Annotated in this window: 19 protein-coding genes; all 19 read right to left on the minus strand. The window is 41.1% G+C overall.

Annotated elements, in window-relative coordinates; genetic code table 11:
- Positions 1 to 8 precede the first annotated feature (8 nt).
- The 19 genes from asd to rseP all read right to left on the minus strand — a co-directional run bounded on the left by asd (position 9) and on the right by rseP (position 21,597).
- Positions 9 to 1,034, minus strand: a complete 1,026-nt coding sequence (gene asd, locus H605_RS0104730; RefSeq protein WP_029053156.1) for an aspartate-semialdehyde dehydrogenase — start codon at positions 1,032 to 1,034, stop codon at positions 9 to 11.
- Positions 1,035 to 1,151: 117 nt separating this feature from the next.
- On the minus strand, positions 1,152 to 1,742 hold the full coding sequence (locus tag H605_RS0104735; RefSeq protein ID WP_029053157.1) for a dipicolinate synthase subunit B: 591 nt from the start codon (positions 1,740 to 1,742) through the stop codon (positions 1,152 to 1,154).
- Positions 1,715 to 2,521: an NAD-binding protein gene (locus H605_RS0104740; protein ID WP_029053158.1), complete on the minus strand. Its 807-nt coding sequence runs from the start codon at positions 2,519 to 2,521 to the stop codon at positions 1,715 to 1,717. The genes H605_RS0104735 and H605_RS0104740 overlap by 28 nt, the downstream gene beginning before the upstream one ends.
- Positions 2,514 to 2,792: a YlmC/YmxH family sporulation protein gene (locus tag H605_RS0104745; RefSeq protein ID WP_029053159.1), complete on the minus strand. Its 279-nt coding sequence runs from the start codon at positions 2,790 to 2,792 to the stop codon at positions 2,514 to 2,516. The genes H605_RS0104740 and H605_RS0104745 overlap by 8 nt, the downstream gene beginning before the upstream one ends.
- Positions 2,793 to 2,850: 58 nt before the next feature.
- On the minus strand, positions 2,851 to 4,110 hold the full coding sequence (locus H605_RS0104750; RefSeq protein ID WP_029053160.1) for a M16 family metallopeptidase: 1,260 nt from the start codon (positions 4,108 to 4,110) through the stop codon (positions 2,851 to 2,853).
- Between the two features lie 83 nt (positions 4,111 to 4,193).
- On the minus strand, positions 4,194 to 6,326 hold the full coding sequence (gene pnp / locus H605_RS0104755) for a polyribonucleotide nucleotidyltransferase (protein ID WP_029053161.1): 2,133 nt from the start codon (positions 6,324 to 6,326) through the stop codon (positions 4,194 to 4,196).
- Between the two features lie 139 nt (positions 6,327 to 6,465).
- Positions 6,466 to 6,735, minus strand: coding sequence for a 30S ribosomal protein S15 (rpsO, locus tag H605_RS0104760; protein ID WP_029053162.1), 270 nt, complete (start codon positions 6,733 to 6,735; stop codon positions 6,466 to 6,468).
- A 131-nt stretch (positions 6,736 to 6,866) separates the two neighbouring features.
- Positions 6,867 to 7,805, minus strand: a complete 939-nt coding sequence (gene ribF, locus H605_RS0104765; RefSeq protein ID WP_029053163.1) for a riboflavin biosynthesis protein RibF — start codon at positions 7,803 to 7,805, stop codon at positions 6,867 to 6,869.
- 12 nt (positions 7,806 to 7,817) lie between these two features.
- Entirely contained in the window at positions 7,818 to 8,729 is a 912-nt protein-coding gene (truB, locus tag H605_RS0104770; RefSeq protein WP_029053164.1) for a tRNA pseudouridine(55) synthase TruB, read from the minus strand.
- A gap of 97 nt (positions 8,730 to 8,826) precedes the next feature.
- Positions 8,827 to 9,177, minus strand: a complete 351-nt coding sequence (rbfA, locus tag H605_RS0104775) for a 30S ribosome-binding factor RbfA (protein ID WP_029053165.1) — start codon at positions 9,175 to 9,177, stop codon at positions 8,827 to 8,829.
- 22 nt (positions 9,178 to 9,199) lie between these two features.
- Positions 9,200 to 9,478, minus strand: a complete 279-nt coding sequence (locus H605_RS0104780; protein ID WP_029053166.1) for a DUF503 domain-containing protein — start codon at positions 9,476 to 9,478, stop codon at positions 9,200 to 9,202.
- On the minus strand, positions 9,475 to 11,733 hold the full coding sequence (gene infB, locus H605_RS0104785) for a translation initiation factor IF-2 (protein ID WP_029053167.1): 2,259 nt from the start codon (positions 11,731 to 11,733) through the stop codon (positions 9,475 to 9,477). The genes H605_RS0104780 and infB overlap by 4 nt, the downstream gene beginning before the upstream one ends.
- Complete coding sequence (locus tag H605_RS0104790) at positions 11,711 to 12,061, minus strand: YlxQ family RNA-binding protein (protein WP_029053168.1); 351 nt, start codon at positions 12,059 to 12,061, stop codon at positions 11,711 to 11,713. The genes infB and H605_RS0104790 overlap by 23 nt, the downstream gene beginning before the upstream one ends.
- Complete coding sequence (gene rnpM, locus H605_RS0104795) at positions 12,058 to 12,336, minus strand: RNase P modulator RnpM (RefSeq protein WP_029053169.1); 279 nt, start codon at positions 12,334 to 12,336, stop codon at positions 12,058 to 12,060. The genes H605_RS0104790 and rnpM overlap by 4 nt, the downstream gene beginning before the upstream one ends.
- A 21-nt stretch (positions 12,337 to 12,357) precedes the next feature.
- Positions 12,358 to 13,557 (minus strand): transcription termination factor NusA, encoded by a 1,200-nt coding sequence (gene nusA, locus H605_RS0104800; protein WP_029053170.1) that lies wholly within the window; start codon positions 13,555 to 13,557, stop codon positions 12,358 to 12,360.
- Between the two features lie 83 nt (positions 13,558 to 13,640).
- Entirely contained in the window at positions 13,641 to 14,111 is a 471-nt protein-coding gene (rimP, locus tag H605_RS0104805; RefSeq protein WP_029053171.1) for a ribosome maturation factor RimP, read from the minus strand.
- Positions 14,112 to 14,252: 141 nt separating this feature from the next.
- The gene (locus H605_RS0104810) at positions 14,253 to 18,560 is read right to left on the minus strand and encodes a PolC-type DNA polymerase III (protein ID WP_037561594.1); all 4,308 of its coding nucleotides are present in this window, start codon (positions 18,558 to 18,560) and stop codon (positions 14,253 to 14,255) included.
- Between the two features lie 64 nt (positions 18,561 to 18,624).
- Positions 18,625 to 20,319 (minus strand): proline--tRNA ligase, encoded by a 1,695-nt coding sequence (locus H605_RS0104815; protein WP_029053173.1) that lies wholly within the window; start codon positions 20,317 to 20,319, stop codon positions 18,625 to 18,627.
- Between the two features lie 18 nt (positions 20,320 to 20,337).
- Positions 20,338 to 21,597, minus strand: a complete 1,260-nt coding sequence (rseP, locus tag H605_RS0104820) for an RIP metalloprotease RseP (RefSeq protein ID WP_029053174.1) — start codon at positions 21,595 to 21,597, stop codon at positions 20,338 to 20,340.
- Positions 21,598 to 21,630: the final 33 nt, after the last annotated feature.

Below are 21,630 nucleotides of genomic sequence, written 5' to 3' on the forward strand. Positions count from 1 at the left end.
TGCACAAGTTATTTAATAAGCGCCTCGGCGATTTGCACAGAGTTCAATGCAGCACCTTTCAATAAGTTATCGGACACAATCCAAAGATGGAATCCTTTTGGGTTATCCAAATCTTTACGGATTCTGCCTACAAACACTTCATCTTTATCTTCTGCATAAAGCGGCATTGGATATAGTTGTGAAGCCGGATCATCCTGCAAAACAATTCCTGGTGCATTTTCCATCAAAGACTGGATATCTTTAACTGTAACGTCGTCATGATCGATTTCGATGTAAACAGATTCTGAATGTCCGGATACAACAGGTAATCTGACACATGTAGCCGCTACCGACATGTTTTGATCGCTAAATATTTTCTTCGTTTCATTGATCATTTTTAACTCTTCCAATGTATAGCCCGACTCACCAAATGAATCAATTTGTGGAATGGCATTGAATGCAATTGGATAATGACGTTTTGCAGAAGCGGATGGTAATACTTCTGCTTCTATTTCACTACGATTCGCGAATTGTTTGCTTTGTTCTGCTAGCTCATCAATCGCTTCTACACCAGCACCTGAAACTGCTTGGTAAGTAGATACGATTAGCTTGTTAAGTCCGTATTGATCTTTAATAGGTTTCAATGCTGCTACCATCTGTATTGTAGAACAGTTTGGATTTGCAATGATTCCTGAATGGTTTTTCAACTCTTGTGGATTTACTTCCGGAACAACGAGTGGTGTGTTAGGGTCCATACGGAATGCACTTGTATTATCAATTACAACCGCCCCGCTTTTCACTGCATCTTGTGCGAACTTCTCTGAGATACTCCCACCTGCACTAAAGAATGCAATGTCGATACCTTCAAAAGCTTCTGGGGTTGTTTCTTGTACAATGTACGTATTTCCACCCGCTTCGATTTCATTGCCCGCAGAACGTTTGGATGCTAGTAACTTAATGGAAGTAGCAGGGAAATTACGTTCCACCAATTTCTCAAGTATTTTTGTTCCTACCGCTCCAGTAGCGCCGACAATTGCAACATTCACATTCTTCATCTATATCTTCCTTTCAATTATTAACAAGTACTATTAAGGAGAGTTAGTACTATCCTCGTCTCGTTAATTGTTATTGAACGAATTATAACATATTTTGCAGAATTTAAAAATCTATTATCATGCATTGTTATGAATTATCAGTAACGGCTGCAATTGCTTACTATCAATTGCGGATGCAACAGTAGCGGGTAGTAATGAGAAATCCGAAATTAAGGAGTTCGGTTTTTTTATGCAATCATCTTGACCGAATGGAATAAAGAACACATGTTTCATATTCAATAACTTCATAAGATTCATACCGTTAAGGCCTAGTGCATCATTAGTAGAAATACCAAGTACCACTGGTTTGCCATTACGCAATGTGGCTTTGGCCGCCATCAAAACAGGTGAGTCAGTAGCAGCATTAGCAAACCTACTCATAGAGTTACCTGTAAGCGGCGAAATCACCATGCAGTCAAGCGGATTGGATGGACCGAATGGTTCTGCTTCGACAATACTTGCCACTACCTTCTCGCCTGTCGCCTCTTCTATTCGTTTAATCCACTCCTCACCAGTACCAAAACGCGTGGCGGCATGAAGAACTGAATGTGTAATGATAGGAACGACAATCGCACCTTCTTTTTGCAGCGAAGCGATCATCGGAAGCAATTGGTCATATGTGCAATGCGAAGCCGTGATGCCTAATCCGATTCGTTTTCCTTTGAGCATTTAGTTCCCCTTTCGTCTATACTCATTCTCAAAACCGCGTCAACCAAAACAGCTGCCGCGTCCTCGGGAAAGTGCTTCCCGGGCAATTTGAGGTGTATGGTATAGTATTCAGAGGAATCTGCATGCTTTAGGCACCCGGGTGCTGAAGAGACATCAAAAATATGAACAGCACCACTTTGATTTGGATTGAGCCATTGTGCCGGTATAGTGTTCACCAAGTAACCATGAGTGAATCTTGTTGTTTCATCGAGCAGCAATGTGTTATAGCCTAATACTCCTGCTTCTGCTAGTTGCTCATCCGCACGGGCAACTATAGTGACAGTAGCCTGCAACTGATGCAACGTATGTGCAATCGCTTTTCCCACTCGACCAAATCCTGCAATGTAAAAATGCTTACCTGCAATCTGTCGTTTCGTTTGCTCATAAAAGACATGAACGAACGCTTCTGCAGTTAATTGAGCATTTCTCCAAATGAATTGCTCATTTTTCAGATAATTCGTATGCGAAATACCTTTCTTAGCAAGCTCTTGTCTCCAATCAGCTGAAGTATTACCGGAATAGACAGAAGAGCCTTCTTGCAAATAGTCGACGGGAATGCTTTGTTCCATTAACAATAAAGGTAGTAGAAGGTAGTCTGGCTTTGTATTCATCAGAGTGTTTTTTAACTGTTCATTAAACGTATCAGAACATACATACTCACTGTCAATCCCTGATTTTACTAATAGTTCATTCGCTATTCGTAGGCGTTGATCAGTCCCTACTACAAGCCATTTAGTCATACCCTTCTACTTCCTTTCTGTTCAATTCATGTGTTTTGCCAAATAAAATTCGGTCTTCTCCCACCAGTACAATTTCATGCCATGGAATATATTCAATAATATCCTGGTCTTTTTGACGAAAAAGTGTTTTCCCTAACTTCTTCCGAATTTCAAATCCAATGATCGCTCCTGTTTTGCGGTCGAACAGCAAGTCTGTTTCTGCCAAAAAGCCATATCTCATACCTTCTTCTACTTGAATCAGCTCTTTTTGTGCCAGTTCTGATAATCGCATGGAAGCCCTCCCTCATTTTAGATCTCTTTCATCATATGTATGAGAGGCCGGAAGTCGACTAGTTCTGCAGTTTTTTTAATTGTTGAATATTTGATTTAGGCGCGATAATGGATGTTGCACGATCACTTGCCAACATTTGCTGTCCAAGTCGATAGACACTTCGTTTTTCAACGCTTTCAATGTGTTTGACTACTTCATCAATTGTCTGATGTTTGCCAAGCACTAATTCATTGCGACCATTTCTATACATACGCGATTCAGAGCCTTCCAAACCAAGAACAAAGCTACCTTTAAGTTGCTCTTTAGCGTTTCGCAATTCTTTATCTGTTAGACCGTCATTTAGCACTTCAGCAATGACCTGGTCAATTGTACGATATGTCTCTTGAAAGTTTTCAGGAGAGGTTCCACAATAAATCACAAAGGATCCAGCATTTTTATACGCAGCATAATACGTATAGACAGAATACGCTAGTCCCCGGTTTTCTCGAACTTCCTGAAACAACCTAGAAGACATTGTTCCGCCGAGGATACTATCGAATAAGCTTAACTCGTAAATCTTATCGTGAGTTGAAGGCAAAGAAGGATAACCAAAACATACATGGGCTTGTTCAATATCTTTTGCTTTGATGATTTGTTGTGCCGTAAAGTTCGGCACACTTTCATCTATTATTGAAGCAGAAGCCTGTTGTTTACTTTGATAGCTTCCGAAGTTTGCTTCGATCAATTTGATTAAACGTTCATCATAGCTTCCTGCAATCGAAATAACCAAATTTTCAGGGCGGTAATGTTTCACCATGAATTCTTCGACCATTTCTTTCGTAAATGACTTAATCGTTTCAATCCGTCCTCCTACAGGCTTTCCAATTGCATCTTCAGGGAACATTCCCGCCCATAACCTTTCATCTACATCTTCATCGGGCATGTCTTCAACAGAGGATATTTCATCCAGAATGACAGATTTCTCTTTTTCCATCTCTTCTTCTTTGAATTGGGAATGGAAAAACATATCGGATAAAACTGTCAATGCGTACGAGGCGTGATGACTTAATACTGTAGTGTAATAGCATGTCATTTCTTTGGAAGTAAAGGCATTCAGATCGCCTCCAATCTGATCGAACTGCTCGGCAATCATTCGTGCACTTCGTGTATTGGTTCCCTTGAAAAGCATGTGTTCAATAAAGTGGGCAATACCTTCTTGTCCTTTTGTTTCATTTGCTGAACCTGCATGCACCCAGATCCCGATCGCAACAGACTGTAAATGTGGCATTTTTTCATGAATAATACGTACACCATTTGAACAATTATATTTTTGAATCATAGACTTCACTCCTTAAATAAAGTACAAAAAGCCTCCTTCGCCGCAACTTGTGCAGGAAGAGGCTTTTTTGACGGATTAATTAATTACTCTTTGCTAGCTTGTTCTTGTTTTTGCTCTTTTTCTTTTTCTTCTAGAATAACTACTTTTCGTGAAAGATTGACTCGACCTTGTCTGTCAATTTCAATTACTTTTACAAATAGCTCATCTTCTAATTTTAATACGTCTTCCACTTCTTTAGTACGTGCTTCCTGAATTTCAGAAATATGAAGCAAGCCATCTTTGCCTGGGAAGATTTCTAAGAATGCACCGAATTTCTCAATACGCTTAACTTTTGCTAAGTAGTACTCGCCTACTTTTGCTTCGCGTACAATATTTTCGATCATGTTCTTAGCTTTTTCGTTCATTTCAGAGTTTGGTGATGAAATATAAATCGTTCCATCTTGCTCTGTATCAATTTTAACTTGAGTTTCCTCAATAATTTTATTAATTACTTTTCCACCAGGTCCGATTACGTCACGAATCTTGTCCGGTTTGATATGGATTACTATAATTTTCGGAGCGTACGCAGATAATTCTTCACGAGTTGAAGAAATGGTAGTCAACATATGATTAAGAATTTTGATACGGCCGATTTTTGCTTGTGCTAGAGACTCTTCTAAAATCTGACGAGATAAACCGTCGATTTTGATATCCATTTGAAGCGCAGTAATACCATTGTTAGTACCAGCTACTTTAAAGTCCATATCGCCTAAGTGGTCTTCCATTCCTTGAATATCTGACAGAATAGAATAATCTTCATCTTTTTTAATCAATCCCATAGCAATTCCTGCTACTGGCGCCTTAAGTGGTACACCAGCATCCATCATAGCCATTGTAGAGGCACAGATTGACGCTTGTGAAGATGAACCATTAGACTCCAATACTTCTGCAACTAGACGCATTGTGTAAGGGAATTCCACTTCATCCGGTAGCATAGGCAGCAATGCCCGCTCTCCTAATGCACCGTGACCAATTTCACGACGGCCTGGACCACGAATCGGGCCTGTTTCACCGACACTGAAGTTCGGGAAGTTATAATGATGCATGAAGCGCTTCGATTCATCTGAACCTAAACCATCAATAATTTGATTTTCACCAAGCGCACCTAATGTACATACACTTAGTACTTGTGTTTGTCCACGTGTGAATAGTGAAGAACCGTGAGTGCGTGGCAATAGACCTGTTTCAGATGATAATGGACGGATTTCGTCAAGTCCACGGCCATCAGGACGAACTTTGTCGATTGTAATCAGTCGACGTACCTCATCTTTTACCATTTGCTCTAGAACAGCTTTCACTTGCTTAAATGTAGCTTCATCAGCTTCAGCTTCTGTGTAGTGCTCAAGAACAGCCGCTTTCACTTCGTTGATAGCTTCTTCACGCGCATGCTTTTCTTCAGTTTGAATTGCCGCTATTAGTTCATTTTCACAACGATCTTCTACTTCTTTACGAATGTCAGCATCCAGTTCAAATAATTCAATTTCGAACTTTGGTTTGCCAATTTCAGCTGTAATTTTTTCTTGGAATTCGACTAATTTCTTGATTTGATCGTGACCGAACATAATCGCTTCTAACATAATTTCTTCAGAAACCTCTTTAGCTCCTGCCTCTACCATGTTGATTGCATGTTTTGTTCCAGCAACAACTAAATCAATTTCCGATGTTTCAAGCTGACTCGGCGTAGGATTGACGATGAATTCTCCATCTATACGACCTACTTGAACGCCTGCGATTGGGCCATCAAACGGAATATCCGAGATAGATAAAGCCAAAGAAGAGCCGATCATTGCTGAAATCTCAGATGAACAATCCTGATCAACAGACATAACAAGTGAAATGACTTGCACATCGTTACGGAAGCCATCAGGGAATAAAGGTCTGATTGGACGGTCAATCAAGCGACTAGTCAATACTGCATTTTCTGAAGGACGTCCTTCCCGCTTGATAAATCCTCCTGGGATCTTACCAACCGAGTACATGCGTTCTTCATAATTTACTGTAAGTGGAAAGAAATCTAGAGGTTTTGGTTTCTTGGAAGCTGTAACCGTGGAAAGTACTGTTGTTTCGCCATACCGAACGAGCACCGCACCGTTAGCTTGCTTTGCAAGTTGGCCGGCTTCGATTGTAAGCGTACGTCCAGCCCAATCGAGTGTATAAACTTTTTTCTGTTCTGACATTGTAGAACTCCTCTCTATTGTAAACCTGTATACATCTAGTATGTAATTAGTAATAGTGTATCAAACGTGATACATGTATGCGAAATATTTTATCTTAATTCCATAGAAAAAAGCGGGCAAAGCCCGCTTCTCAGTCTTATTAACGGCGTAAGCCAAGTGATGCAATAAGATCACGGTAACGTTGAACGTTAGTTTCACGTAGATATCTCAATAGACGACGACGTGTACCAACCATTTTGTACAAACCACGACGTGAGTGGTGATCTTTCTTGTGAGTACGTAAGTGGCCGTTCAAGTTATTGATCTCTTCAGTAAGGATAGCAATCTGAACATCAGCCGATCCAGTATCATTTTCATGAGTCTTGAATTCGTTAATCAATTCAGCTTTGCGCTCTTGTGTAATAGCCATCCTTTTCACCTCCTAAATAAAAGTATCCCCGTCTCCCGAGCAAACGTTGGTGACTCGTGTTGCCAAGAAGAGGTTCGTGTATTGAACACTATTGTATCATATCACGGCATTATGTCAGTTGCAACAACCAACTAGTCACTTAATAAATCCTTTGCTGTCTGCTTGTCTTTTCCAATTTGTGTTTTTAAATCATCCAACGATTCAAATTTTTGTTCAGAACGTATACGATGCAACCATTCAATTGCCATTTTCTTTCCATAGAGATCTATATTGACGTCGAGCAGATGAACTTCAGCTGTAGGAATCCGGTGTTCTGGATCATGGAATGTTGGCTTTACGCCCATATTGCAAACACCTCGGTACCATGTATCTTCAATCAGGCAACGCACAGCATAGACACCATTAGCAGGTACTATATGTTCTTCAGCAGTTTGGATGTTAGCTGTAGGGAAACCTAACTGGCGGCCCCGTTTTTCTCCATGTATCACTTCGCCCGTTGTACGGAATGGACGACCGAGAAGTTCTGCTGCTGCTTCAACGTCACCCTTAGATAACAGTTGGCGAATTGCCGTCGAAGATACTTTATTGTCTTGATCAAAGGTGACTTTAGAAACGATCGTTGTTCCATACTTACCTTCCGATAGCTCTTGCATATCTTTCATCGTTCCCGAACCTTTTGAACCAAATGTAAAATCAAAGCCTGCAATAACATGCTTGACGCCAAGCTTTTTGATGAAGATGTCGATAAATCTTTGCGGTGAAAGACTAGCCAGTTCCCAATCAAAGCTGACAATGAAAAGCGTATCCACACCAAGAGATTCGAGTACTCTGATTTTTTCATCAATCGGTGTAATATAACCAACACTTTTCCCTGAAAATAGCTGTGACGGATGGGGATCGAATGTCATAACAGCTGTCTCGATTGATAAATCATCTGCAACTTTTTGTGCACTGCGAATGACTTCTTGATGTCCTTTATGTACACCGTCAAAAAATCCAATAGCTAACGAAGAAGCATCAAGTTGTCGAATATTTACCGAATCAGGATAACGTAATCTATAGATTTTCATTTCTATCTCTCCTTACTCACTAGCTAGCAACATTTTTTCTGGTTTCATTAAACCCGGCTTTGTTGGATGGTTTTGATAAATTGCCAGCACACGACCTTCGAACATCATCATGATGGAAGCGTGGTCAGTTAGCAATGGTACCGCAGGAAGCACTTGACCATTTCGTATGGATTCCAATGATGCCTCTTCGATTTCAAGGCGTGGAAAATCCGTCAATACGTCTTCGATAGGACGCAATATTGTTTGTACTTGATCTTGTTCCATCACTTGTGCCACTTCTGCTAGCGTTTTACAATGCGATTCATCAAAACTTCCTGAAACAGTACGGACTAATGAATCCATATGTGCTGGATATCCAAGAATTTCACCAATTTGCACAGCTAACGTCCGGATATAAGTTCCTTTACCACATTGCACTCTAATGGAAAATGTTACTTCTTCACCACTAAAAATTTGATCTCCATTTAATAATTCTATTTTATCGATCTGCACTTTACGAACTGGCCGTTCTACTTCGATGCCTTTACGTGCATATTCATACAAACGTCTGCCATTAACTTTTACTGCTGAATACATAGGTGGAATTTGTGTGATTTCTCCTGTTAACTGCTCCAAAGCGTCTATAATTTGGTTTCTTGTGAATTCCTTATGCGTCAAATCACTCGTTACGGTCTCACCTTGCGCGTCTTCAGTTTCCGTTGAGCGGCCTATAGATACCGTAGCAACATATTCTTTACCCGCATCCGTAATATAAGAAGCGACTTTCGTAGCTCTGCCTATACAGATAGGCAAGACACCTTCTACTTCAGGATCCAATGTACCTGTATGCCCCACTTTTTTTGTCCGTAATATCTTTCGAAGCTTAAAGACACAGTCATGCGACGTCATACCTTTCTCTTTCCACAAAGGCAGAATACCGTTCATCTTACCCCTTCTTCCTAAATTCATTCAGAAAAACTTGCTCTATGTAAGAAGGGAGGAAGTCATGCCGCCTACGCGACTATGAACTTCCTCCTCGTGTTTATTGTTCGTTTTCGTCATTTACTTTGCGGATCAAGCTTTCAATCCGGTTACCGTAAGCGACTGATTCATCAATTTCGAATTCGATTTCGGGTGTTTTGCGTAAACGGATTCTTTGACCAATTTCCGATCGAATGAAGCCTTTTGCTTTGGAGAGCCCAAGTAACGAATCTTCCTTTTCTTTATCTGTACCTAGAACAGAGATAAAAATTTTCGCTTGTTGTAAATCTCCAGTTACATCTACACCAGTCACCGTCACAAATCCGATACGTGGATCTTTTAGTTTTTGGCCGATAATGTCGCCCAATTCTTTCTTCATTTGCTCAGCTATACGATTAGCACGCACTGACATGGCAATTCACCTCGTTCTTTGCTCATAAGTAGTCTACTGTACACGTAGTCATTTCCCAATCAGGATTGGATTCAAACAGACGAATCGCACGTCTCACTTCTCGTTCTGCGGCATCTTTAGAGGATGCCACAGCGACTAAAGCGAATGTCGTACGTTGCCATAAATCCTGATGATCAATTTCTGCAACCGATACATTGTAGGAGTTTTTCACCCGATCCCTCATCCTATTCAAGACAGCCCGTTTATCCTTTAAAGAAGCCGCTGCTGGGATGTGGAAAGAACATTCAGCGTAAACAATCATACTCTTTTAATTTCTTCCATAACGTATGCTTCAATGATATCTCCTTCTTTGACATCATTGAATTTTTTAATTGTGATACCACACTCATAACCTTTTGCAACTTCTTTTGCATCATCTTTGAAACGTTTCAGTGTATCCAGTTCCCCTTCAAAGACTACAATATTATCGCGTAAAACACGAACGCCTGCGTCTCGTGTAATCTTACCGTCGATTACATAGCTTCCTGCTATCGTTCCGATCTTCGATACTTTAAAGGTTTCACGAACTTCCGCCTGACCTATTACCTTCTCCTCATACTCAGGATCAAGTAGGCCTGTCATAGCTGATTCGATTTCTTCAATTACTTTATATATGACACGGTGCAGACGAATGTCTACGCCTTCTGCTTCTGCAGCACGTTTTGCATTCGTATCTGGACGTACGTTAAATCCAATGACAATTGCGTTAGATGCAGCTGCTAAAGAAATATCGGACTCATTGATCGCACCCGCACCTGTGTGAATAATTTTGACATTAACGCCTTCTACTTCAATTTTCATAAGAGAAGAAGCCATTGCCTCAACCGCACCTTGTACATCTGCTTTAACAATTAAGTTCAATTCTTTCATTTCGCCCTGTTTCATTTGATCAAACAAGTTATCAAGTGTTACACGTGTTTTCTCCACACGCTGTTCTTGAAGTGCTTCTCCAGCACGTGTTTCACCGATTTGACGAGCAGTTTTTTCATCTTTAAAGACAACGAAACGATCTCCTGCAAATGGAACATCGCTCAACCCTGTAATTTCTACAGGGGTTGAAGGACCTGCTTCTTTTACGCGACGACCAAGGTCACTGACCATTGCCCGGACACGACCGTACGTATTTCCGACAACGATGGGATCTCCTACATGCAATGTACCATTTTGTACAAGCAATGTGGCTACAGAACCTTTCCCTTTGTCGAGCTGCGCTTCAATTACTGTACCTCTAGCTCTAATGGAAGGATCAGCTGTAAATTCGCCTACTTCAGCAATTAATAGAACCATTTCAAGTAACTGATCAATTCCTTCACCTTTTAGTGCGGAAATTGGCACAAAAATCGTATCGCCGCCCCAATCTTCTGCAACTAGGCCATGTTCAGTTAATTCTTGCATAACACGATCAGGATTCGCCGCAGGCTTATCCATTTTGTTAACCGCTACAATAATCGGAACTTCTGCTGCTTTCGCATGGTTGATCGCTTCAATTGTCTGTGGCATAACACCGTCATCTGCTGCTACAACTAGAATTGTCAAGTCTGTGACTTTGGCACCACGTGCTCTCATTGTTGTAAAAGCTTCGTGACCTGGTGTATCTAGGAATGTAATTTTCTTGCCACTAGCAGTAATTTGATACGCACCAATATGCTGCGTGATTCCGCCCGCTTCACCTTGTGTTACTTTAGTGTTGCGAATTGAGTCAAGCAACGTCGTTTTACCATGGTCAACGTGCCCCATAATGGTTACGACTGGCGGTCTTTCTGTTAATTCACCTGGCACTTCTTCTTCCTCTTCCGGATCTTCGAAGTAGATCTCCAAGTCTGTTACGTCAATACGGACCTCTTCCTCAACTTCAACATCGTACTCCGCACAAATTAACTCAATTGCATCTTTATCTAATTCCTGGTTAATGGTTGCCATTACACCAAGCATAAACAACTTTTTGATGATCTCAGAAGGTTCTTTACCTAATTTTTTAGCTAACTCTCCCACCGATAGTGACTCATAAAAAGTAATTTTATCCGGTAATGGTATTTCAACTTTTTGTACCGGTACTGCCGGACGGTATCTTCGACGCCCTTGGTTAATACCGCGTGCTGGTGGTCTTCCACCACGACCGCCGCCTGGACGTCCGCCTCCGCCAGCTGGACGAGGTGAACCTGCTCCTTGCCCTTGACGCGGTGACTGATTGCTACCTGTTTTCGGAGCTGAAGTAGATTGTCCTGAAGGACGATTTGAAGCTGGACGGTTAGTACCTTGTGCAGCAGTTGGTTTATTTGTATTACTTGGACGATCTGTTCTCTGGTTTGCCGGTTTGCTTGCTGGCTTAACAGTAGTTGCTTTCGCCTCAGGCTTTTTTAAATCTCCAAACTTTTCGTCTAATTTTGCAATAGATACTGGATCCAGTTCTTCCATATGGCTCTTTATTACAATATCACTTTTAATTAATTCAGCAGCAATATCTCTACTCGTTTTGCCTATTGATCTGGCATATTCATGTACTTTCATTTTCGTCATTAGCCCACCCCCGATTAAATTCATTGAGAAGCTCGGATAACTTTTTTGCAAACCCTTTATCTGTTAGTGCTAAGACGACTCGAGCTTCTTTTCCAATTGCATGCCCAAGTTCTTCACGGCTTCCAAATACATGCTTCTCAACGTTATACGTATTACATTTATTTGTTAATTTTTTTATTGTGTTCTTGGATGCATCACCTGATAAGATGACCAGATGCGCATCGCCAGACCGAACCGCCTGTACGACTAAATCTTCACCCGTTGCAATTTTACGTGCGCGAGCTGCCATACCAAGCAGTTGATAAATATTTGTCGGATCTTTTGTCATTTAATTGCCTCTCGACGAATTGCATGCAAAAGATCTTCGTAGACTTGCTCCGGTACTTTGACACCCAATTGATGCTCAATCGAGTGTTGCTTACGTGCTTTTTCTACGGCATCTTCCGTTTTAGAAACATATGTACCGCGGCCTGACTTCTTTCCTGTCAAATCTACGGATACTTCGCCTTCTTTCGTACGGACAATTCGAATCATTTCTTTTTTAGGTATCATGTCACCAGTCGCTGCACATTTACGCAAAGGGATCTTCCGATTGTTCGACATCAGCATGCAATCCTTTCCAAATCAATCTTCTTTGTCTTCATCTGCGTATAAATCAAAATCCTCAGCTGGTTCAGCTGGTGTTTCTTCTTCATACTCATAAGATTCCAAGAACTCAACTGCATCTGCATCTGCATCTGACTCTTCTACTGGAACAGCAAGAAATTCTTCGCGGGGATAGATCCCTAATTCTCTTGCATCCGTTTCACTCTTAATATCAATTTTCCAGCCCGTTAACTTAGCCGCCAACCTTGCATTTTGGCCTCTTTTACCGATTGCCAATGAAAGTTGATAATCCGGCACAACGACAGTAGTGGAGCGCTCTTCTTCATTTACTTGTACATCAATTACTTTTGAAGGACTCAAAGCATTCGCAACGAAGATTACTGGATCTTCAGACCACTCTACGATATCTACTTTTTCGCCATTCAATTCATTTGATATAGTTTGTACTCGTGCTCCTCTTGAACCTACACAAGAACCTACTGGATCTACTTCTTCGTTTGCTGTATAAACAGAGATTTTTGAGCGGTCTCCTGCTTCACGTGCGATCGATTTAATCTCTACTGTACCGTCATAAATTTCTGGTACCTCAAGTTCAAATAAGCGTCGTAATAGGCCAGGATGCGTTCTGGATACAAACACTTGCGGTCCACGCGCTGTTCTTTCGACTTTCGTAATGTATACTTTGATACGATCATGTGGTGCATATGACTCTGTTTGAATTTGTTCACTTGACGGTAACACCGCTTCTACTTTTCCTAATCCAACGAATAAGTTTTTCGGATCCATACGCTCTACGATTCCGTTGACGATGTCTTCTTCACGATCAATATATTCTTCATAGATTAAACCGCGTTCAGCTTCACGTACACGCTGTGTTACAACTTGCTTAGCAGTCTGGGCGGCAATTCGTCCAAAGTCACGCGGTGTGACTTCTTCTTCCACGATATCCGTAAGTTCATATACTGGATTAATGAGTTGTGCATCTTCTAAAGAAATTTGCAAACGCTCATCTTCTACTTCTTCTACTACGTCCTTACGTGAATAGACAGCCATAGTACCTTTGTTTAAGTTCAAGTCTACACGCACATTTTGTGCTTGGTTAAAGTTTCGTTTGTACGCTGTTACAAGCGCTGCTTCAATTGCATCGACTATTATGTCTCTTGAAATACCTTTTTGCTGTTCAAGAGCTGTCAGTGCCTCGAGTAGCTCACTACTCATGTTCATCACTCCTACATTCCAATTGTTATTGCTCTTGATTCTTCGCTCGCTAATGCAAGGCTAGGCAGTGTTTTATGCTTACTTTAAAAGTCTATTGCCAGTCTTGCGAGCGCAATTTTTGTTTTGTCAATTTCCACTAGTACTTTTCTCGTCTTGACCCGTATTTCCACTTTTGCATGGTCTGGTCCGTATCCGAGTAAATACCCCTCGAATTCTTTCATTCCATCAATTGGTTCATACGTTTTGATGAACACATATTGGCCTACGGCTTTTTCAAAATCTTCATCTTTTTTCAAAGGTCTTTCCGCTCCGGGAGAAGACACTTCAAGGAAGTAATTTTGCGGAATCGGGTCCACAATGTCTAGTTCCTCGCTTAGTTTATTACTGACAGCCGCACATTGATCGATGTCAATGTTACCTTCAGGCGTATCGATGTAGACGCGTAGAAACCAATCGCGACCCTCTTTCAAGAACTCAACATCAACCAGTTCAAGACCCAATTCTTCTACGATCGGTCTAGCTAACTGTTCGACTTCCTCTATAATTTTACTCAAATGGTATCCCTCCCGAAATTCAAAATAACAACAGAAAAGAGCGGGAAGCCCCACTCTTTTCCGCAAGACGTATAGCAAAAGTTGTTTTAATCGTATCACAAGGCCTTTTACAATGCAACTTAAGCAACCGTCACGAGCCCATTAGAATAGGGATAGTTGGTTCGCTTCAGGCATTCCTTCCATGCAACCGAGGTTATCCAGATATTCAACAACCGTTTTAGAAACCCGGCCTCTCTTCTGGAAGTCCTCTTTCGATAAAAACTCACCGTCTTTTCTCGCTTCAACAATCGTCTTCGCTACGTTAGTCCCTAGTGAAGGAATCGAGTTAAACGGCGGGATCAGTTTATTGTCTTCAATAAGAAACTGTGTCGCATCCGATTTATAGAGATCAGGTTTCGCAAATGTAAATCCTCGCTCAACCATTTCAAGTGCAATCTCTAAAACAACCACTAAGTTCTTTTCTTTTGGAGAAGCTTCCAATCCCTTAGCATTGATCTCTTTAACTTTCGCCCGAATACTTGCAGAACCTTTACACATCGTCATCAAGTCAAAGTCGGTTGCTCGTACGGTGAAGTACGTCGCATAATACATGATTGGATGATGTACTTTGAAGTACGCGATTCGTAGAGCCATCAATACGTATGCCGCGGCATGAGCTTTAGGGAACATGTATTTGATCTTCTTACACGATCCGATATACCAGCCCGGTACTTTATTCTCTTTCATCGCTTCTTCAAACTCAGGCGTCAACCCTTTACCTTTCCGCACAGATTCCATAATTTTAAATGCAAGAGAAGGTTCAAGTCCCTGATAGATCAAATAAACCATAATATCGTCACGACAGCCGATCACTTCTGACAGTTGACACGTTTTATTTTGGATTAATTCCTGTGCATTACCTAGCCAAACATCGGTGCCGTGTGACAGTCCGGATATCTGGATCAATTCGGAGAACGTAGACGGTTTCGTTTCTTCTAACATCTGTCGTACAAATCGCGTTCCGAATTCAGGCACACCAAGAGTTCCTGTTTTGCAGTCAATTTGTTCTTCTGTGACACCTAGAGAAGACGTACCACTAAACAACTCCATAACACCTTTATCGTCAGGAGGAATAGTCATCGCATCGATGCCTGATAAGTCTTCCAACATTTTAATCATTGTCGGATCATCATGACCTAGAATATCTAGTTTCAATAAATTATTATCGATGGAATGGAAATCAAAATGTGTGGTTTTCCAACTAGATTCAAGATCATTCGCCGGGAATTGAATTGGCGTAAAGTCAAAGATGTCCATTGTATCCGGCACAACAATGATACCGCCAGGGTGCTGCCCTGTATTCCGCTTCACGCCTGAGCAACCTTGTACAAGCCGGTCAATCTCTGCGCCACGCATTTGGATATCGTTATCATTCATATACCCTCGAACATATCCATATGCAGTTTTTTCAGCTACTGTTCCTATTGTTCCTGCCCGAAACACATAGTCTTCTCCGAACAGTTCTTTTGTATAGTTATGAGCATGCGCTTGATACTCACCACTAAAGTTCAAATCTATATCTGGAACCTTATCGCCGGCAAATCCAAGGAAAGTTTCGAACGGGATATCCTGTCCATCTTTTTTAAACATCGTCTGGCAATTCGGGCATTCCTTATCTGGCAAGTCATAACCTGAACCAACTGAACCATCATCAAAAAACTCATATGTCTTACATGACGGACAAACATAATGTGGTGGCAATGGATTCACTTCTGTGATTTCCATCATTGTGGCAACGAATGAAGAGCCGACAGACCCCCGCGAACCAACCAAGTAGCCATCATCCAATGATTTCTTTACTAGTTTATGCGAAATCAGATAAATAACTGAGAAGCCATTATCGATGATAGACGTTAATTCTTTTATTATTCGGGCTTCAACGATCTCTGGCAAGGTTTCACCGTATATTCGTTGTGCCATGGAATACGTTAGATCTCGTACTTCGTCTTCCGCACCTTCAATTGTTGGTGTATACAAGTCATCTTTAATAGGTTTCACATCACCTATACGATCTACAATTTTCAGAGGATTGTCTACTACAATTTCTTGCGCTACGTCTTCACCTAAAAACTCAAATTCTTTCAACATTTCATCTGTCGTACGGAAATGAACTTCAGGTAACGAGTGCCGATTCAATGGATTTGCCCCACCTTGTGAACGAACAAGTACTTTTCTATAGGTAGCGTCGGTTTCATCAAGATAGTGGACATTCCCTGTCGCACAAACTGGTAAACCGGTTTTCTTCCCAAGCTTAATCATCTTGCGCATAATATCCTCAAGGTTCCACTCATCTCGAATTAAATCGAGTTCGAGTAAATGCGAGTACACCGGCTTAGGATGGAGTTCCAAATAATCATAAAAACTCGCAATTTCTTCTACTTCTTCCATCGGTTTTTGCATTAATCCTTCGAATACTTCCCCTTTATCACAACCCGAACCGACTATTATTCCTTTTCGATATTTCACGAGTAACGAACGTGGTATACGGGGCACTCGATAGAAAAAGTCCATATGCGAAATTGACACGAGCTTGAATAGATTTTTCAGCCCTTCATCGTCTGTTGCAAGCAAAGTACAATGTGAAGGTCGTGAACGCTTATAGGCGTCTCCTTCACCGATATTCTTATTGAGATCATCAAGCCACTTGATGCCTTTTTCCTGTGCTTCTGATAGCAAGCGCAAAAATAGATGCGCAGTAGCTTCTGTATCGTAAATGGCACGGTGATGTTGCGTTAATTCAATATCGAATTTTTTAGCCAGCGTGTTCAAACGGTGGTTTCGCAATTCAGGATAAAGGAAACGAGAAAGCTCCAATGTATCGATGACTGGATAAGCAACTGTTTCTATTTTCGCACGTTTACATGAAGCATAAAAGAAGCCCATATCAAACGAAGCATTATGTGCAATCAACACTGCATCCCCGATAAATTCTATAAACTCTGCCATGACGTCTTCAACTTCTGGTGCGTTTTCTACCATGTCATCTGTAATGCCTGTCAGATTCGTCGTAACGGAAGACAACGGATGATGCGGGTTGGCAAAGCGTTCAAACCGGTCAACGATTTCTCCATCTTTCACTCGAACAGCTGCAAGCTCGATGATCGTGTCGTATACAGCTGACAAGCCTGTGGTCTCAACGTCAAATACAACATACGTATCCGTTTCAAGCAAACGGTGTTGCTCTTCATAGACAATCGGAACACCATCATCTACCAGATTGATTTCTAAACCAAACAACACTTTAATACCATGTTTTTTACCAGCGTTATAAGCGTCAGGGAAAGACTGAACGTTCGCATGATCTGTGATTGCAATCGCAGGATGTCCCCATTTAGCTGCTTGGGCAACTAATGATGAAGCGGAAACTACCGCATCCATTTGACTCATGGAAGTGTGTGCATGTAATTCCACACGTTTCCGTCCATCAGGCGCCTTGTCTTTACGTTCAATAGTAGGAATAACGGCAATATCTTGCGCCATCATGATTAAGTCCCTAACGAATGTATCGTTCTGTATACCGCCACGAGCTCGTACCCACATACCCTTTTTGAAAGATTTCATGATCTCCGCATCTTCATTATCACGTGAAAACATTTTGACTAATATGGAGTCCGTGTAGTCTGTTACTTTCAGTGTCAATAGTGAACGGCCACTCCGCAACTCCCGTACCTCTGCATCAAATACAAAGCCTTCAATAACCAAACGTCTTTCTTCATCTTGTATTTCATGGATTGGAATAATTGGCTCGCTAGCTTTGATCGGTGTACCAAGGGCCAATACTCTATCAGAATCACCTTGTTCACTTTTCATCGTTTCACGTTGTTGCAGCTGATGATACGCTTGCTTGGATAACAGATCTTCTTCTTGCTGTTTTTGAGAAAGAAACTGCTGGCGTTCTTCTGCTGCATTGTGATTTTCAACAATCGAAACCTCGAACATATACTTCGGAAAACCGAATTGCTGATATAGTGTCGATAATGTTTCCACATATTTATTTTTTAAAGTTTGACACTCCAAATCAGTTGAACAATTAAGTAATAATTTCTCGCCATGTACTTTGGGCTTTTGTTCCACTAGACATTGGCGCATAGGTGGAGATATATCTGCTAGCTCATCTATAATTAGCGGCCAATAATCCGTAATTAATTGTTCATTCACTTCATTTTTTCTTACTTCCATTTCAAGATGTACATTCGCTATAGCAGCAAATGATTCATGAACACGTTGTTGCATAATCTGGAATACCTCGATGGGTAACACTTCATCAAGTGTGATATTAAATTTCCACACTCTTGTTTTCTTCTGAACGGTTACACGGTTCAACTCTCCGTTTTGAAAATAGTTCATGAACTGATCATCTGTCAGTCCCGTCTGTTGCAGCAAAGTTAAAAACTTTTGGGCGGCATCCATTATATATTCCTCCGTTCTATCGCGAAAAAAAGGGAAGTACCGTTAACGGACTCCCCTTCTTGGATTAATCTGCACTAAAGAAGGATTGAAGCTTTTCCAACACTTCTTCCTTTTGCCAATCTATTGATTCACCACTGTGGCGGTACATGACTTCCACAATTCCCTCGTTAGCTCTCTTACCAATTATAATGCGGACTGGCAAACCGATCAAGTCAGCATCAGCGAATTTCACGCCCGCTCGTTCAGCACGATCGTCATACAACACATCGTATCGATAAGACTCTAGAACTGCATATAACTCATCAGCCAGCTGCGTTTGAACCTCATCCTTGACATTCATTGTAATCATATGAATATCGAATGGTGCTAAATGCTTCGGCCACTTCAAGCCTTTTTCATCATTGAACTGCTCGGCTATTGTAGCCAGTAAACGAGAGATTCCTAGGCTATAACTTCCCATAATGAAAGGCTTTGTTCTGCCATGTTCATTGAGGAATGTTCCTTTCATCTGCTCACTGAAAATGGTACCAAGTTTACGGAGATGACCTACACCTATTCCTTCAGTGAATTTGATCGTACCCATTCCGTCAGGAGAAGCATCTCCTTCTTGAACGAAACGGATATCCACATAATCATCAATGGCAAAATCACGTTCAGGATTGACGTTCAATAAGTGATAGTCGTCAATGTTTGCTCCTGCCACTACGTTGACCATTGCTTTGACTGCATGATCTGCATATACCCTTACACCAATCGGTAGTTTCACAGGACCGATCGAACCGGTATGACAGCCTAGTAATTCTTCAATTTGTTGTCCTGTTGCCAGCTCCATATGTTTTACGTTTAAAAAACGCTTTAATTTATATTCATTTACACAATGATCGCCTCGACATACTACCATGACAAAATCATTGTCCACTTTATACACCAATGATTTGATAATACGCTCAGGATTAACGGATAAAAATGAAGCAAGATCTTCAATAGTACGTTGATTCGGAGTGGAGATTTTTATCATCTCCAACTGTTTTTCTTTTGGTGTTTCGTAATCTACGTGAACTTCAGCAAACTCCATATTTGCAGCGTAGGAAGAACTATCGCTATATGCAATTCGGTCTTCACCGTTTTCAGTTAACGCTATGAACTCATGAGAACCTGTTCCACCATCCGATATAACCATGCGGAAATGCATACCGAGACGGGTTAACATATTGGTGTATGCTTGCATGACTTCCAAATACTTTTCATCCAAACTCTCTTCCGTTGAATGGAATGAGTAGGCGTCTTTTCTTATGAATTCTCTGCTATGAAGTAGACCAGCACGCGGTTTTATTTCGTCGCGAAATTTTGTTTTGATTTGAAATATGGTTAATGGTAACTTTTTATACGATCGTACTTCATCACGCAGTAAGTCAATGATCGCTTCTTCATCACTCGAACTCAATGCCAATTGATTGGTCTGTCTGTCAGCGACATGGAACATTTCCTTACCGTATGAATCCCACCGTTCGGTTTCTTTTAGAATACTCGAGCTTTGCAATGCTGGTAAAGAAATTTCTATACCTTCTATAGCTTCCATTTCTTGACGGATTATCGCTTCAATTTTTCTGAATACTCTTTGTGCAAGAGTTAAATATGTGTAAACACCATTGGCATTCTGTCGGATATAACCTGCGCGCAACAACAATTGATGTGAACGCATCTCTATATCGGATGGATTTTCACGCATTGTGGGTATAAATGTTTTCGATTGTTTCATCATATACATCCACCTTTTTTAGAAGAAAAATCGTTGTATATCATTCCATGTCACAACAAGCATCAAAACCATTAATAACATGATACCTACAAAATGCACCATGCCTTCTTTTTGTTTATCAATCGGTTTACCCCGTAAGCCTTCAAACAGGAAGAACAACAGCCTTCCGCCGTCTAACGCAGGCAATGGCAGTAAGTTCATGATCCCTAGATTAATACTTAGCACAGCGCCCCAATTCATTAAATTGAAAATGCCGTGTTGAGCGACCTCTTCTGTCGCTTTATAGATACCTACAGGACCAGACAACGCGTCTATTGTGAACTGACCTGTAACTAGCATACCTAATAATTCAAAGATCTTCACAGTCCACGTGTATGTTTGTTCGGCACCGAACACTATCGATTTAATGAATCCTTTTTCCAATGGACTTGAATACATCACACCAATTTGACCGAATTCCTGTCCGGCATCTTCCACTGTATCAGGTACTACGTCTAAAATTACTTGCTTACCTGCTCGATCGACTTCTATAGACATCGGAACTCCAGCACTTTTTTGAATCGCTTCAGAAAACTTCAGCCAAGAATCAATTGACTTACCGTCAACTGCTGTGACTAAGTCATCTTTTTTCATTCCAGCCATCTCTGCAGGCGTATCCGGTTTCACTTCTGAGATAATCGGTTCATTGGTTGGTACGCCATTCATTAACCCAAGAGCTAGGAATATGAAAAATGCCAATATGAAATTGAACAGCGGTCCTGCAAATATTGCCAACGCCCTGCTCCCCAATGACTTGGATTCAAACTGACGATCGTAGGGAGCAATTAATGTCTCTTGCCCTTTTTCGATAATCATAGCCGTTCTGGAGATTTTTAGATGAACCAATTGTCCATCTTCATCATATCCTTCAATATATAATTCTTTGTCCAGATCCGACTTCTCTACTTCCACGTTTAAAATATTCGGATTGGAAACATTTCGATTCAAGTAAATCTTTTCTATTTCGTCTTGAGCATTCAATAATAAACCTACGCGGTAACCTGGCTGTAATTCGACTGTATCGAAATCTTCACCAGCCATCCGTACATATCCTCCTAAAGGTAACAGGCGGATTGTGTATTGCGTTTCACCTTTACGAACGGCTAAAATTTTAGGTCCCATTCCGATAGCGAACTCTCGAACCATGATGCCAGCCTTCTTAGCAAACAAGAAATGACCAAACTCATGAAATGCTACAAGTGTCCCGAATATTACTATAAACGCAATAACCGTTTCCATTCAGTAACCACCTTCACCGGCTGTAACAGCCTG

It is taken from the genome of Sporosarcina ureae DSM 2281 (assembly GCF_000425545.1).
Lineage (GTDB): Bacteria > Bacillota > Bacilli > Bacillales_A > Planococcaceae > Sporosarcina > Sporosarcina ureae.